The following is a 14,775-nucleotide window of genomic DNA, read 5'->3' on the forward strand; positions in this document are numbered from 1 at the left end:
AAATTCTCCTTCGCTCTTTTATGGATACATCGGCAACAGGTCGAGGCCTGCAGCCTCATCAAGTCCCGTCCAGATGTTTGCGTTCTGTATGGCCTGCCCTGCGGCGCCCTTGACTAGATTGTCAATTACTGACACTATCACTGCCTTGCCTGTTCTTACATTCACTGAAACTCCAATGTCGCAGTAGTTGGAGCCCTGAACTTCCTTTGTGGAGGGGAACTCTCCAAGCGGTCTTACCCTTACGAACTTCACGTCCTTATAGGTCTCCGTATAGAGCTTATGTAGCTCCTCTGCAGTAATCGGTGACTTCAGGTCCACGTATTCGGTGGCCATGATCCCACGGTTCATCGGAATCAGATGAGTCTCGAAGGTAATCATCCCGATTTCAGGGTCCCATCTGTTCAGCTGCTGCTCAATCTCAGGTGTATGCTGATGTGTGTTGACCTTGTATATCTTAAGGTTTTCGTCGATCTCAGAGAAAAGGTTGGCAACAGATGCCCCTCTTCCCGCTCCGGTCACTCCGGATTTTGCGTCTATGACTATACTGTTTTTGACAATCATTTTTTCCTTGGCAAGCGGATACAGGCCAAGCACCGAGGCAGTAGGATAGCAGCCCGGATTTGATATGAATGTGGCATTCCTTATCTCATCCTTCACTATGTCGGCAAGGCCGAAAACCACACCTTCAAGCTCTTCCTTTGCTATCGGATCCTTCTTGTACCATTTTTTGTAATCCTCGACATCCTCAAGCCTGAAGTCCCCTGAAAGGTCAACGACCTTCAGTCCTGCATCCCTGAGCCTCTTTGACCAGTCCCTCGAAATGCCAGCTGGCACAGCAAGGAATACCAGGTCAGATTTGGCTTTTATTTTTTCCGGGTCGATATCGTCCATTATTAGCTCTACAGCACCTGTAAGATGCGGATAATAGCTTCTTATGGATTCTCCCCCCTTGGAATGAGAATAGATGGCATTGAGCTCGAATACAGGATGATTGTGCAAAAGCCTTATAAGCTCTACACCACCGTATCCGGTCGCTCCGACCAGGGCTACTTTCATTGTCTTCACTCCCATCATGAAAATTTATGCTAATTGCAATTATAGTATGAATACTTATAATGTCAATTGCATTTTTATCGTTTATTTTATTTTATCCCTATCTGCACCTTTTGTATACACTAAAAGTCAGCTAAAAACCCCTGCGAACCCTTGCAGGATATGGCTCCTCAGGGCATATCAATGAAGCCTCTCTGTCCAGGTGATTCAAAAAGTTGAATATTCTACTGAAGCGCCACGGAACCTGCCTTCGCCTGAGATTCCCATCATTTGGCCACTTGCAGAAATAAATGCAATTTCCAGCCAGATTTTATTGCATATATATACCATTGTTTCAAATATTTATACATATTAAAAAAGCAAAATGCAGGCATTACGCCTGCAGACTGCAAAATTATTTTAAAACCTTGGAAAGGAAATCCTTCGTTCTTGGATGTTTTGGACTGATGAAAAGATTCTCCGGTGAGTCATCCTCAAGCACCACTCCCTCATCCATGAAGAGTACCCTGTCAGCGATTTCTTTTGCAAAGCCCATTTCATGTGTAACCACAACCATGGTCATTCCTTCGAATGCAAGCTCCCTCATTACGTCAAGCACCTCACCGACCATTTCAGGGTCAAGTGCTGAAGTAGGCTCGTCAAAAAGCATGACGTCGGGTCCCATGGCGAGGGACCTGGCTATGGCAATCCTCTGCTTCTGTCCGCCAGAGAGCTGTCCAGGGTAGCTGTTCGCCTTGTCTCTCAGTCCTACTCTGTCCAGCAGCACATATGCTTCCTTGTCGGCTTCAGCCTGAGAAAGCCCCTTGAGCTTCCTGGGACCAATATTAATATTCTCAAGTACGCTTAAGTGTGGGAAAAGGTTGAACTGCTGGAATACCATTCCCATTTTCTGACGTATCTTGTCAATGTCAGTCTTTTTCTGGGTAATGGAAATACCTTCGAATATGATCTCTCCACCCGTAGGCTCCTCCAGCCTGTTCAGGCACCTTAAAAGCGTGCTCTTTCCTGAGCCTGAAGGTCCTATGACCACTACAACCTGGCCTTTCCCGATTGATAGGTCGATTCCCTTGAGCACTTCCAGTTTTCCAAAGCTCTTTCGAAGACCCTTAACCTCGATCATCTGTGTTCATCCTCCTTTCGAAGTAGCCCATCAACTTGGACAAGCTGAAAGTCAGGATAAAGTAGACCACAGCCACCACTATCAGCGGTTCGAATGGCTTGAATGTATTTCCCCTTATCGTGTCAGCGTTGAACATAAGCTCATTTATTCCTATGATGGACGCAATGGATGATTCCTTTATTATGGTTATGAACTCGTTGCCGAGTGCTGGCAATATGTTCTTCACCGCCTGTGGAATTATTATGTATCTCATGGACATTGCCTTGCCCATTCCGATGGACCTTGCAGCCTCCATCTGTCCCTTGTCAACTGCCTGAATACCAGCTCTGATTATTTCGGCGGTATATGCGGCGCTATTGACTGAAAGGGCAATAACTCCCGCTGTCAGTCCGGGAAACGATATGCCCAGATGCGGCAGACCATAGAAAACTATATACAGCTGAACGAGAAGCGGTGTTCCTCTTATGAACTCGATGTATGCAGTTGCGATGAAATTCAGAAGCTTGTTCTTCGACAGCTTGAGAAGAGCAAGCAGAAGTCCGAAAATGAATCCTACAATGACAGTGAAAAATGCGAGGGTTACTGTGATCTTGGCACCTTCAATGTAAAACTGGTAGTATTCGGACATGAAACTAAAATCCAATGGATATTCCTCCAGTCTGACGGCAATTTAGCCGTGTATTGAAAAAAATGTTAGGCGGCAATTGTCACCTAACATTCCCAGAATCATTCTATCATAAACAGAGCTTATTTTTCAGACAGCTGTGTAGCTTCAAGAACAAATTTTTCAAAGGTCCCGTCTGCAAGGATCCTCTCAAGAGTCTTGTTGACTTCAACAACAAGGTCAGCAGAGCCCTTCTTGACTGCAGCTACCTTTCCTTCGCCCTCATTCTTGATGACGATGCTTGAAATCACAAGGTCAGTGTTTTCCTTGACGTTTGATTCTGCTACAGGAACCTCGATTATCGCCGCATCAGCCCTGTTGGACTTGAGAGCGAGGATAAGGTCTGAGATCTTACCAAGTGAAAGCACTGTCGCGCCTTCAACTGCCTTTGCAGCATCTTCCTGTATGGTACCCTTCTGGGCTGCTATTGTCTTACCCTTGAGCGATTCTAATGTTGTGAGTGTGCCCTTGTCGGCTCCTCTTACAACTACAGCCTGCTCAGCTGAATAATACTGGATTGAAAAGTCAACGCTCTTTGCCCTCTCCTCTGTAGGTGAGAGTCCAGCAATGACTATATCTACGCTTCCCTGGTCAAGTGCAGCAAGAAGTCCATCGAACTTAAGGTCCTTTATCTCGAGCGTTACGCCAAGGTCCTTCGCAATTTCCTTTGCCACCTCTATGTCGAATCCTACTATTGTATCCTTGCCGTCAACTGATGCATGGAACTCGAACGGTGGATAATCAGCGCTGGTTCCGAGTACAAGCTTACCGCTGTCCTTTATCTTCTTCAGTGAAGCAGACATGGCTATAGTTGCCGATGGTGCTGTAGTTGGTGCTGTTGTAGGTGTAGTCTTGCTTCCGCAGCCAGCTGCGAATATCGCCATGGCTGCAACTGATGCTGCCACAAGCCTCTTTATGCTCTTCTTCATAATTTATTCCTCCCATATTTCATGTTTTACCAAGTAATTATACGTCACATTAAATAATTATTCAATAGTATGCATATCAATAATCCTGCTCAAATATTGATAATCTACTTATAAAGAAGAAATAATTTTAATGATTTTGCAAACCGGCATATTTCTGAAGAAGAGCTGCTCTTATTTGAGTGTAAAATTGTACTTGGCAAAAGAACAGCCTGCTGACAATCAGCAGGCTGTTCCCAATTCATTTCTTAAGCATCTTCAAAAGCGTAAGCAGCACAATTGCTCCAACTACAGATACAGCTATGCTCCAGAGGTTGATTCCGGTCGGTCCGGAAAGGTCCAGCAATTTTGCTATCCATCCTCCGATAATGGCACCACCGATACCAACAAGTATGTTGGCACCAATACCCATGCTTCTGTCTCTTCCAGTGAACTTGCTGGCAATCCAGCCTGCCAATCCGCCAACTACTATCCAGCTTAATATATCCATACCTTTTCTCCTTTAGATTAAGTATACTTAATACTCTATTCAATATATTCCTATACTTGAATCTTATTTCTAAAGGAGCATCAAGTCAACAAAGCAGATGCATTATTCAGGCATTGTTATCTGTTTGTTCTTCTTTTAGTCAAAAGAGTGCGGCTTTTCTCATAATTGTAACATGTATCCCTATTTATTGGAATCGATATACTTCCATCCTTTGACGAAATAGTCAACACCAGACATAAGTGTGAAGAATACTGCAAGATACATGGCAGCCATCGGCACTATCCTGAAGAATCCATCGAGGAAAGGTACAGCTTCAAAGAGTCTCATCATGTATTCTTCCCTTTCTCCAATGAGCTTTATAAAGAATGCTATGATTGCAATCATCTGGGTAGTCGTCTTCACCTTTCCCCAGAAGCTCGCTGCTATGACCTTGCCGTCTCCTGCTGCAATTGACCTGAGACCGGATACTGCAAATTCCCTGGCTATGATGACAACCACCATCCAGGTGCTTACCTCGCCGAATTCTACAAGGGCTATGAGTGCGGAAGTAACCAGGATCTTGTCAGCAAGCGGGTCCATGAGCTTCCCGAAATCAGTGACAAGATTATATTTTCTAGCCAGATGACCGTCAATGTGGTCAGTAATAGAAGCTATGATGAAAATCACAGTAGCGATGGTAATATTGAACGTTATCGCGTCAATCGCAACCAGAAGCAGGAAAAAAGGCACGAGTACCATCCTGAATACCGTTATCTTGTTTGGTAAGTTCATCTTTACATCTCCATCCGTTCGGGCATGCAAATCCCGGACCTAAATATCTGTATTCTTGTATAGTATCTGCCTTGGCTTGGCTCCATCCTTCCCGGTAATGACGCCTCTTTCCTCAAGCTGGTCCATTATCCTTGCTGCTCTGTTGTAGCCTATCCTCATCCTTCTCTGAAGAAATGAGGTGGATGCCTGCTGGTATTCTACTACAACCTTAACAGCCTCATCGAATAGCTCATCTCCATCCTCTTCAGATTCTCCATCCTCACGGCCCTTCTCGATATGGTTGATGATCTCTTCGCTATATGACAGCTCCGAATCAGGAACCTTTATCCTTGCTACAATCGCTTCCACCTCTTCTTCAGAGATGAATGCGCCCTGTACTCTCTTGGGCTTCTGTTCCCCTACCGGATAGTAGAGCATGTCGCCTTTTCCAAGTAGCTTTTCAGCTCCTCCTGAATCAAGGATTGTCCTTGAGTCTATTGAGCTGGAAACTGCAAATGATATCCTGGATGGTATATTTGCCTTTATGACGCCAGTGATGACGTCAACAGAAGGTCTTTGGGTAGCTATGACAAGATGCATGCCCGCCGCCCTCGCCATCTGGGCAAGCCTTGCTATGTAGTCCTCGACCTCGTTGGCAGATACCATCATAAGGTCAGCAAGCTCATCTACGACAACCACTATGTATGGAAGCTTTGTAAGTTCCTTCCTCTTTTTTGCAAGTTCGTTATGGCTTTCAATGTTCCTAACGCCATATTCAGCAAAGCTCTGGTACCTTCTAGTCATCTCATTTACTGCCCAATTAAGTGCTCCTGCAGCCTTCTTAGGATCGGTGACAACAGGTATTAGTAGATGAGGTATGCCATTGTAGACATTGAGTTCTACAACCTTAGGGTCAACCATAAGCAGCCTGACCTCGTCAGGATTGTACTTGTAAAGTATCGATATGATCAGGGAGTTTATGCAAACTGACTTTCCTGAACCTGTCGCTCCAGCTATAAGCACATGGGGCATCTTGGTCAGGTCACCGATTATGCTCTCTCCGGAAATGTCTTTCCCAAGTGCTACCGCGATCTTCTTCGTTGATTTCTGGAACTCCTTGGACTCGATTACTTCCCTCAGGTATACCGGAGTCGTCTCACGGTTCGGGATCTCTATGCCGACTGCCGCCTTGCCCGGAATAGGAGCCTCTATCCTTACTCCGCTCGCAGCAAGACCGAGAGCTATGTCATCTGAAAGGCTCACAATCCTCGACACCTTAACTCCGGCCTTTGGCTGAAGCTCATACCTTGTGACGGAAGGTCCCTTTGATACGTTGATGACGTGCGCTTCGACACCGAAGCTCATAAGTGTCTCCTCAAGCTTCCTGGCATTGTCCCTGATTTCAGTCATGTCTTCCCGCTCGAGCATTCCCTTGATATTTTCCTTCAGCAGGCCAATCTCAGGGTAATGGTACCTGGGCTTGGGCTTTTCCTTGACTCCGACACTCTCTATGTCAATATCAATCTGATGCCCTTTAAGCGGCACCAGTTCTTCCAGATCCACCTCAGGCTCTTCAGGCTCATCATGAAGTACCACCTCTACAGGTGCTGCTTCAATTATGACATCAGGCTTATTTTCTTCAGCCTTCATTTCCTCTTTTTGGATCTTCTCCTCAAGCACATTTATGAAAGGACTCTTCTGGAACCTTTCGGGATCAGGCTGGATCACTTCTGCCTTGGCTTCATTCCTTACCTCAGCCTTCGGTTCCTCACCCTTCTTCATTATGTCGAGGATCTTCATCTTCTCTTCAATCCGCTTATCGTCCTCAAGCTTACCTGCACCCTTCACTTCCTTATTAAGGGTCCTCTTCATCATCATGTCCTTGGTTGCAAGCCTGACCTGGTTGCCCTTCTTAAGCGAGTCATAGACTGTAGTATTAAAAACCAGCACTGCAGAAAGTATGGCAAGGCATCCGGCAACTATATATGCACCAACAGGTCCTATCAGTCGGTACAAAGGTGTTGCGAAAATCAGGCCCAGGATACCTCCATGGTACCTGTCCTCAAGGTTCATTAGATTCTTCATTGTAGCAAAGAATCCCGTCGAATGGATGCTCTCCATCCTGTTCAAAGACATTATCATTGCAATGGTCGCTAGGAGAAGCATTGCGCCATAGGTTCTCCTGTTTGAAAAAATACCCGGTCTTCTCAATATCAGGGAGATGCCTGACAACAAAAACAGGAGAGGTACCGCATATGCCGTTATCCCGAATGCAGAGAATACCGCTTCACCGATGGTTTTTCCAAGAACTCCTGAATTGCCGGAAAACAGTGTCACAGCTATGAATATGCCCGTCCCCGTCAGAGTCAGGCCGAGTATTTCAGCTCCGAATATATTATCCTTCTTCTTTGCTGCGGTCTTTGCAGCCGTCTTTCGGGTTCCGCTTCTTTTGGCAGTCGAAGCCTTCGCATTTGTCTTGGTGCTTGTCCTCGCAGCAGGCTTCCTTGCAGCTTCCTTCAAATGGACCCCTCCTTCCTGTGGCAGATGGTTATCCGCCTATCATGAGTATAATTTTAGCATATATTCCAGATTATTTGAAATGGAATCAGGCCCATTGCGGCATTTAATCATGACCGGTGAGCCTTTATAGGAGTCTCAAGGACTCCGGGATGACGAATATGGGTATAATCTTGATTTAAACTATGATATAAATATTATATTTATATACACAATCGGAATATCAAAGGCTCTCATAACACGAATTTTTATTTCAATTTCGCGCTAATTGTTTGTCTTTTACTGTATAATCAGATATAATACCATGTGTGTCAGGTCTGACTCGGAATACAAATCCTGATGCATATGATAAGTCTTATTCGCAAATGCCAAATTACCGGAGGAATTTCGATGAACAAACGAAACGCTTTGTTTTTCCTGGCTCCCGGACTCGTTCTTCTGACACTATTCCTTGTGTTGCCTCTTGTGAGTATTCTGTGGCCTACAATCTATGTCGGCGGAATTACATTTGAAGGCTACATTAACTTTTTCAAGGATGAGTTCAACCTGAAGATACTTGCGAGGACCCTCAGGATATCCGCTACAGCTTCAGTGATCTGCATATTGCTGGGTGTTCCAACGTCATACTACATATCGAGGACCAGGCAGAGCATGAGAAGCTTCCTCATGGCCCTGTCAATGTTCCCAATGCTCACCAATTCGGTAGTCAGAAGCTTCGCCTGGATAAATATCCTTGGAAAGAACGGAGTACTTAACAACCTGCTGGTAGCATCAGGAATTGTGTCAGCACCTATAACAATGCTTTACACCGAGTTTTCCATACTTGTCGGTACTGTGTACCTGTTCCTTCCTATAATGATAATAACCCTTGTAGGAGTCATGGAAAACATCGAGCCTGAGGTAGTTGAAGCTGCCGAAACATTAGGTGCTGGACGAGGTAAAGTCTTCATGAAGGTCATACTCCCACTGAGCATGCCGGGGATACTTGTTGGAAGCGTTCTTGTTTTCACAGGTGCTATGACCGCATACACAACACCACAGCTTCTTGGAGGCAACAAGAACATGATGCTCGCAACCTTCATTTACCAGAAGGCCATGACACTTGGCGACTGGAACGGTGCCGGCATAGTAGCTGCAATCATGATAGTTGCCACACTGATTGTCATGAAGATACTTAACAGCATAGCGGAAAGACTTGACAGGAGGGTTGCTTAAATGAGAAAAAACAGGCTCCTTACGGCATTTTCCTTCCTTGTGTTCATGTTCATGTTCATACCACTTGCAATCATTGTCGTGACCTCCTTCGGAGAAGGCTCGACCATAGAGTTTCCAATAAGCGGATTTACCCTGAAATGGTACAGCAACATATTTGCTTCAAGGACCTTCGTCTCTGGATTCACTCTGAGCCTACAGATAGGTCTTGCAGCGACCATACTGGCACTGATAGTTGGAATTCCAGCTGCATATGCCCTTTCAAGGTCTGAGCTTACTGGAAAAAGCAGGATCAAGAGTTTCTTCCTGTCTCCGACAATAGTCCCCGGAGTTGTTGTAGGCTACTCGCTGTATCAGTTCATAGTAGTCTCGCTTGGAATAGAGGTTTATTCAGGTCTTCTCCTTGGACACTTCCTGATTTCCCTGCCATATGTCATCAGGGTTGTCGGATCAAGCCTTGAGCAGTTCGACTTTTCCATCGAGGAGGTCGCCTGGACCCTTGGCTGCGGAAAGCTACGGGCATTCATGAAGGTTGTCCTTCCAAACCTCACCTCTGCCATATTTGCAGCCTTTATGCTGGCGTTCATCAACTCCTTCAACAACATACCTGTATCAATGTTCCTGTCGGGACCCGGAGTAAGGACACTGCCTGCAGCTCTCATGAACTACATCGAATATTATTACGACCCGACCGTTTCTGCTGTGTCCGTGCTGCTTATGGCAGGCACTGTGGTCCTGATGTTCCTCATCGAAAAGACGATGGGAATTTCAGCGGTCAATAAATAGGAGGCTTTCGAATGTCATTTTTGGATCTTAAGAACATAGGAGTCACCTACGACAAAAAAACAAGGATACTCCAGGAACTGAACCTTTCAATAAACAAGGGTGAGCTGGTTTCACTCCTCGGCCCCAGCGGCTGTGGAAAGACTACCACCCTGAGGGTTATCGCAGGGCTCATAGAGCCTTCCGAAGGAACCCTGACAGTAGCCGGCGAGGACATGACGAAGATACCTGTACACAAAAGGAACTTCGGACTCGTGTTCCAGAGCTATGCTCTTTTCCCCCATCTGACAGTAAGGGAAAACATCGCATTCGGATTGAAGCTGAGAAAGGAAAGCACCGAGTCGGTTGACAGGAAGGTCAATGCCATTCTCGATTCAACGCATCTCGGTGAATTTGCAGACAGGTACCCAAGGCAGCTTTCAGGTGGTCAGAGGCAAAGGGTGGCACTGGCGAGAGCGCTGGTAATTGAGCCGAAGCTGCTCCTTTTGGACGAACCCCTTTCCAATCTGGACGCCAAGCTCAGAATCGGTATGAGGGTTGAAATCAAGAGGATACAGAAAGAGCTCGGCATAACATCAGTTTTCGTCACCCATGACCAGGAGGAGTGCTTCTCCATTTCGGACAAGGTAGCAGTAATGAACAAGGGAGTCATCGAACAGTATGACACTCCAGAGAACATATACAAGAAGCCAGCTACAGAATTCGTCGCAAGGTTCATAGGCTTCGAGAACTTCATTGAGCTTGAGCCTGCAGCCAACGGAATGTTCAAGGCAAAGGATGGAAGCCTTTTCAAGGCAGAAGAGTCATCAGACAGGCCTGCACTTGGAACAATAAGGCCTGATGACATTGAAATACTCGAATCGTCATCTGAAAAAACTTCCAACATGGTGACCGGCAGAGTTATGGTCAGGACATTCCTCGGCAAGAGCTACCAGTATGAGGTAGAAACTGCCCTTGGTAAAATCATTGTCAACGGACCTGACAAATATGTCAAAGAACCGGGAGATGAGCTTCTGCTTAATCTTCCATCAAATAAAATAATACTGGTTTGACCAGAAAAAGGAGCAAAACAATGAAAAAGGTACTAGCAATCGTAATGACCGCCGTCCTAACAGTAACAGTTCTCGCAGGATGCGCCAAGAAGGTCGAGGAGCCAACAAAGCTCGTCATATCAACCTTCGGACTCAGCGAGGATATCGTTACAAGGGATATCTACGAGCCTTTCGAGAAGGCCAACAACGTCGAGATCATCGTTGAGACAGGAACTACATCAGAAAGGTACACCAAGCTTGAGTCAAATCCGGCAGCAGGTGTAGACCTTATCGAATTGTCACAGGCTACCGCGGCGAAGGGCTATGCGAAGGGTCTCTTCGAGAAGATCGACTACTCAAAGATACCAAATGCAGCAAAGCTCATTGCGAGCACAAAGGGAATAACCGACAAGGGATTCGGCCCGGCTTACACCGTCAACAGCATCGGCATAATCTACAACAAGGAAGCAGCCGGCATGGAGATAGATTCATGGGAAGACCTTTGGGATCCTTCACTTGCAGGTAAGATATCCATACCTGACATAGCTACAACATTCGGACCTGCAATGGTTCATGTCGCAAGCGACTACAAGGGCGTTGACATCAAGACTGACAACGGAACTGCAGGCTTCGCGGCTCTTGCTGAACTCAAGCCGAACATAGTAAAGACTTATGCCAAGTCCTCAGACCTTGCAAACATGTTCAAATCCGGTGAGATAGCAGTAGCTGTAGTTGGTGACTTCGCGATTCCAATAATATCAGCAGCTGACCCTGCTGTGGAATATGTTGTTCCTGCTTCAGGCACATATGCAAACTTCAACACCATCGACATCAACGTCAACTCCAAGAACAAGGAGCTTGCATACAAGTTCATCAACTGGAGAATAAGCCAGGAGCTTCAGACTGTTACAGCCAAGTCCCTCAACGAAGCACCTGTAAACTCAGGAGTCGTTCTTGATGCTGAGACAGCAAAGAACAAGACTTATGGCGATGTGGCAAAGAACGCTAAGTCAATAGACTACTCATTCGTAAATCCGATCCTTTCAGGATGGGTCGATACCTGGAACAAGACCCTCAACAACTAGGTGAATCCATGGAATCAACGGTCGACCTTTTAATTGAAAATGCGAAGGTGTACAACACCTTCACCCACAGCTTCACTGAGAAGTCAGTGTACATAAAGGACGGCAGATTCCTGCACATATCAGAAGGCCCCGAAGAGGGCCTTTCTGCTATTGTCAGGATGGATGCCAACGGTATGCATATGATTCCGGGGCTTATCGACATACACATGCACATCGAAAGCTCCATGACAGTACCGGGCATCTTTTCAGATGCAGCCCTGCCTCTTGGTGTCACTACTGTGGTCGCTGACCCCCATGAGATCGCCAATGTCTTCGGAATCGAGGGTATCGAGGCGTTCATGAGGGAAGATACCCTTCTTGACATATTCTATGGAATACCTAGCTCAGTGCCATCCACAAGCCTAATGCTTGAAACCACAGGAGGCGAGATCGGCCTCAAAGAGATAGATAGGCTGCTCGACGACCCAAGGGTCCTTTGCCTTGGTGAGGTCATGAATTTCAAGGACATAGTATCCGATGAGGAGTCTCTTTCCAACAGGATCATCAGGCTCTGCAATGAAAAAAGGCCCACCCTTGCTATCGAGGGACACTGTCCCAGGGTTTCTGGGCTTGACCTGTCAAGGTTCCTTTACCACGGCATCGATGCGGACCATACCCAGCAGTCGCCTGAATCAATATACGAGAAGATATCAAACGGGATGTTCCTGGAAATGCAGGAAAAGTCACTGACTACCGAGAACATGAAGGTCCTGGTTGAGAACAGCTTCTACGAGCATTTCGCACTCATCACCGACGATGTCATGGCAGATAAGCTGCTTACCGGCCATCTGGACCGTATTGTAAGGAAAGCCATAGCATGCGGACTTCCGACAGAAAAGGCAATATATGCTTCGACCTATACACCCTCTAGGCGTATGGGACTCAGAGACAGAGGCTCCATTGCCCCAGGAAAGCTCGCTGATTTCATATTCCTCGAAGACCTAGAAGAATTCAGGATACACACAGTATTCAAGAAAGGCAGGAAGGTTGAGAGGGTTCAGGCAAAAAGCCATACCCACAGCTTTCCTGACAGGTTCCTGGATTCGATATTTTGCAGGAGGGCAGCTGCAGCTGACTTCACAATAAATGCATCGGGAACCGGCACAGCTCTTGTCAACTGCATCGCGATACAGAAAGTCGGCACCTTCACCTCGAGGATCCAGAAGAAAGCTGCTATAACTGGCGGATTCCTTGACTGGGAATCCTCAGGCTCAGCACTTATAGCGGTTATGGAGAGATATGGGAAAACTGGAGATATCGCCTACGGATTGGTGGACAATGCGATAAGCGAAAGAGGTGCCATAGCAACGACCTGGGCCCATGACCACCACAATGTCATGGTAATGGGGACAAGCAAAGAGGACATGGTCATCGCACAGAACAGGCTCCTTGATATTAAGGGCGGATATGTGGTTGTTGAAAACGGCAGTGTCACCGCTGAGGCCAGACTTGAAGTCGGTGGAATAGTGAGCCTATCCCCAATTGATGAGCTGGGACGGGACCTTCAGAATGTCAGGGAAGCCATGAGAAGACTTGGGTACGACAACACGAATGAGATCATGTCATTCTCGACCCTGTCACTCCCTGTATCACCTGAAATCAAGATTACCGACAAAGGCATCATGGAGACAAGGACCCAGAAGATGATTCCACTTATCGAAGAATATTTAGAATAGGAAAAAGGCGGAGGCTCCATTGAGCTTCCGCCTTCTTCCTTATTCCCTGCCTGATTCCAGCCTGTATGATACTGCCTCAATACCAGAACCTGCGCCTTCTATCTCCATCGATACCTTCCTGTCGTCTTCCTTTGCAAAGTATCTTAGGGAGAATACCTCTTCTCCACTATTGATGAATATTTCCATGGAGGTCTCTTCGGTATAGATTTCGATGCTCTTTAGGTTCCCGTCAAGGGTAACACTTCTTGTTTCCCGGAGCGAAGTTGCCCAGTTTGTCCTCTCAACGATAAACCTTCTGCCCACTGCCTCAAACCTTATTTTTATCTCGTTGCGATAGAGAAGATCAAAGGTTTCTACATTGCCTTCTAGTCTGATGCCCAGCTCGTAGGCTCTATGAGGAATTTCAAATCCGATATTTCTGCCACTATATTCTTTCTTCTCATGCCTCAGACTTCTAAGCTCCTCAACTGGTACCTGGACAAGTTTTCCGCCAGCAGTGCTAACTTCCCTCGGAAGTGATAGATGATGAACCCACCCTTCTTTAACTGTAGGCATCGCATTCTCCATTTCAGATGGCATGGTTCCCATCCATCCGAAGAGTATCGTCCTACCCTTCTCGTCCACAAAGGTTTGCGGAGCATAGAACTCAAATCCTCTGTCCAGCTCCTCGAAAGGCTGTCCATCCCAATGGAATCTTCCACCCTGGAAGCATCCCATGTAGTAGCCCGTCTGGAAGATGTTGTTGAACCTGTAGCCTTCCGGTTCAAGTCCCTGGGGCGAGAATACAAACACATCCTTCCCCTTAAGCTTAAGGATGTCCGGGCATTCCCACATGTAACCAAGCTTTTCCCTGACTGACATTATGGATCCCATAAATTCCCATGATAGCAAATCTTCTGACCTGTAGGCTACCGTATCTCCTGTAAGGTCATCCCTCTGTGCTCCAAGGATCATGTAGAATACTCCATCCTCACCTCTCATCACCTTTGGGTCCCTCATGTGCTGAGTATATCCTTCAGGATGCCTGGTTACCGGTCCAAGCTTTTTAAAGCTCATTCCGTCCTCTGATACGGCAAGACATTGGTAGCTCGTACGCTCACCTTCTTCACTTTTGACATTGCCTGTGTAGAACAGGTACAGCTTTCCGTCGTGCTCTATTGCGCTGCCTGAATAGCATCCGTTCTTGTCAAACCAGTCCACCGGCTGAAGAGCCGCCTCATGATATTCATAGGTCACAAGGTCACTGGATGTAGCATGGCCCCAGTACTTGAAGCTGTGGTCAGTTCCATGTGGATTCCACTGAAAGAATACATGGTAAAGTCCCTTGTAGTATATGAGTCCGTTGGGGTCGTTAAGGAGCCCTTTTGGTGGCAGCACATGATATTCCATTGATCTGTTTGGTTCGGGTTTCATATGTATCCTCCTACTC

At 46.5% G+C, this 14,775-nt stretch carries 13 protein-coding genes; 5 read left to right on the top strand and 8 right to left on the bottom strand.

Annotated elements, in window-relative coordinates:
• Positions 1-18: 18 nt before the first annotated feature.
• The 7 genes from argC to J2Z34_RS04765 form a co-directional block, all read right to left on the bottom strand.
• Positions 19-1,056, bottom strand: a complete 1,038-nt coding sequence (argC, locus tag J2Z34_RS04735) for an N-acetyl-gamma-glutamyl-phosphate reductase (RefSeq protein ID WP_209458720.1) — start codon at positions 1,054-1,056, stop codon at positions 19-21.
• A gap of 391 nt (positions 1,057-1,447) precedes the next feature.
• Complete coding sequence (locus tag J2Z34_RS04740) at positions 1,448-2,173, bottom strand: amino acid ABC transporter ATP-binding protein (RefSeq protein ID WP_209458721.1); 726 nt, start codon at positions 2,171-2,173, stop codon at positions 1,448-1,450.
• Positions 2,160-2,816, bottom strand: a complete 657-nt coding sequence (locus tag J2Z34_RS04745; protein WP_209458722.1) for an amino acid ABC transporter permease — start codon at positions 2,814-2,816, stop codon at positions 2,160-2,162. Before J2Z34_RS04745 ends, J2Z34_RS04740 begins: the two co-directional genes overlap by 14 nt.
• Positions 2,817-2,920: 104 nt before the next feature.
• Complete coding sequence (locus J2Z34_RS04750) at positions 2,921-3,769, bottom strand: transporter substrate-binding domain-containing protein (RefSeq protein WP_425348038.1); 849 nt, start codon at positions 3,767-3,769, stop codon at positions 2,921-2,923.
• Positions 3,770-4,004: 235 nt separating this feature from the next.
• Positions 4,005-4,253 carry a GlsB/YeaQ/YmgE family stress response membrane protein gene (locus tag J2Z34_RS04755; RefSeq protein WP_209458724.1) on the bottom strand — a complete coding sequence of 83 codons (249 nt, stop codon included), beginning with the start codon at positions 4,251-4,253 and terminating at the stop codon, positions 4,005-4,007.
• A 180-nt stretch (positions 4,254-4,433) separates the two neighbouring features.
• Positions 4,434-5,024, bottom strand: coding sequence for a CDP-diacylglycerol--glycerol-3-phosphate 3-phosphatidyltransferase (gene pgsA, locus J2Z34_RS04760; protein ID WP_209458725.1), 591 nt, complete (start codon positions 5,022-5,024; stop codon positions 4,434-4,436).
• Positions 5,025-5,063: 39 nt separating this feature from the next.
• Positions 5,064-7,523 (bottom strand): FtsK/SpoIIIE family DNA translocase, encoded by a 2,460-nt coding sequence (locus J2Z34_RS04765; protein ID WP_209458726.1) that lies wholly within the window; start codon positions 7,521-7,523, stop codon positions 5,064-5,066.
• 387 nt (positions 7,524-7,910) lie between these two features.
• Here J2Z34_RS04765 and J2Z34_RS04770 point away from each other — a divergent pair, with 387 nt between their 5' ends.
• The 5 genes from J2Z34_RS04770 to J2Z34_RS04790 are packed head-to-tail and all read left to right on the top strand — an operon-like array spanning position 7,911 to position 13,346.
• Positions 7,911-8,735: an ABC transporter permease gene (locus tag J2Z34_RS04770; protein ID WP_209458727.1), complete on the top strand. Its 825-nt coding sequence runs from the start codon at positions 7,911-7,913 to the stop codon at positions 8,733-8,735.
• Positions 8,736-9,518: an ABC transporter permease gene (locus J2Z34_RS04775; RefSeq protein ID WP_209458728.1), complete on the top strand. Its 783-nt coding sequence runs from the start codon at positions 8,736-8,738 to the stop codon at positions 9,516-9,518.
• An 11-nt stretch (positions 9,519-9,529) separates the two neighbouring features.
• Positions 9,530-10,567: an ABC transporter ATP-binding protein gene (locus J2Z34_RS04780; protein WP_209458729.1), complete on the top strand. Its 1,038-nt coding sequence runs from the start codon at positions 9,530-9,532 to the stop codon at positions 10,565-10,567.
• Between the two features lie 20 nt (positions 10,568-10,587).
• Entirely contained in the window at positions 10,588-11,631 is a 1,044-nt protein-coding gene (locus J2Z34_RS04785) for an ABC transporter substrate-binding protein (RefSeq protein WP_209458730.1), read from the top strand.
• Positions 11,632-11,639: 8 nt separating this feature from the next.
• Complete coding sequence (locus tag J2Z34_RS04790; protein WP_209458731.1) at positions 11,640-13,346, top strand: adenine deaminase C-terminal domain-containing protein; 1,707 nt, start codon at positions 11,640-11,642, stop codon at positions 13,344-13,346.
• Between the two features lie 39 nt (positions 13,347-13,385).
• Here J2Z34_RS04790 and J2Z34_RS04795 read toward each other — a convergent pair whose 3' ends face one another.
• A complete protein-coding gene (locus J2Z34_RS04795; RefSeq protein ID WP_209458732.1) occupies positions 13,386-14,759 on the bottom strand; it encodes a glycoside hydrolase family 32 protein in 1,374 nt (457 codons plus the stop codon).
• Positions 14,760-14,775 lie beyond the last annotated feature (16 nt).

The organism is Youngiibacter multivorans, from assembly GCF_017873395.1.
Lineage (GTDB): Bacteria > Bacillota > Clostridia > Clostridiales > Clostridiaceae > Youngiibacter > Youngiibacter multivorans.

Bases quoted from the DNA above. Each gene is read 5' to 3' on its own strand.
- argC (WP_209458720.1), bottom strand. From the start codon at position 1,056: ATGAAAGTAGCCCTGGTCGGAGCGACCGGATACGGTGGTGTAGAGCTT.
- J2Z34_RS04740 (WP_209458721.1), bottom strand. From the start codon at position 2,173: ATGATCGAGGTTAAGGGTCTTCGAAAGAGCTTTGGAAAACTGGAAGTG.
- J2Z34_RS04755 (WP_209458724.1), bottom strand. From the start codon at position 4,253: ATGGATATATTAAGCTGGATAGTAGTTGGCGGATTGGCAGGCTGGATT.
- pgsA (WP_209458725.1), bottom strand. From the start codon at position 5,024: ATGAACTTACCAAACAAGATAACGGTATTCAGGATGGTACTCGTGCCT.
- J2Z34_RS04770 (WP_209458727.1), top strand. From the start codon at position 7,911: ATGAACAAACGAAACGCTTTGTTTTTCCTGGCTCCCGGACTCGTTCTT.
- J2Z34_RS04775 (WP_209458728.1), top strand. From the start codon at position 8,736: ATGAGAAAAAACAGGCTCCTTACGGCATTTTCCTTCCTTGTGTTCATG.
- J2Z34_RS04780 (WP_209458729.1), top strand. From the start codon at position 9,530: ATGTCATTTTTGGATCTTAAGAACATAGGAGTCACCTACGACAAAAAA.
- J2Z34_RS04785 (WP_209458730.1), top strand. From the start codon at position 10,588: ATGAAAAAGGTACTAGCAATCGTAATGACCGCCGTCCTAACAGTAACA.
- J2Z34_RS04790 (WP_209458731.1), top strand. From the start codon at position 11,640: ATGGAATCAACGGTCGACCTTTTAATTGAAAATGCGAAGGTGTACAAC.
- J2Z34_RS04795 (WP_209458732.1), bottom strand. From the start codon at position 14,759: ATGAAACCCGAACCAAACAGATCAATGGAATATCATGTGCTGCCACCA.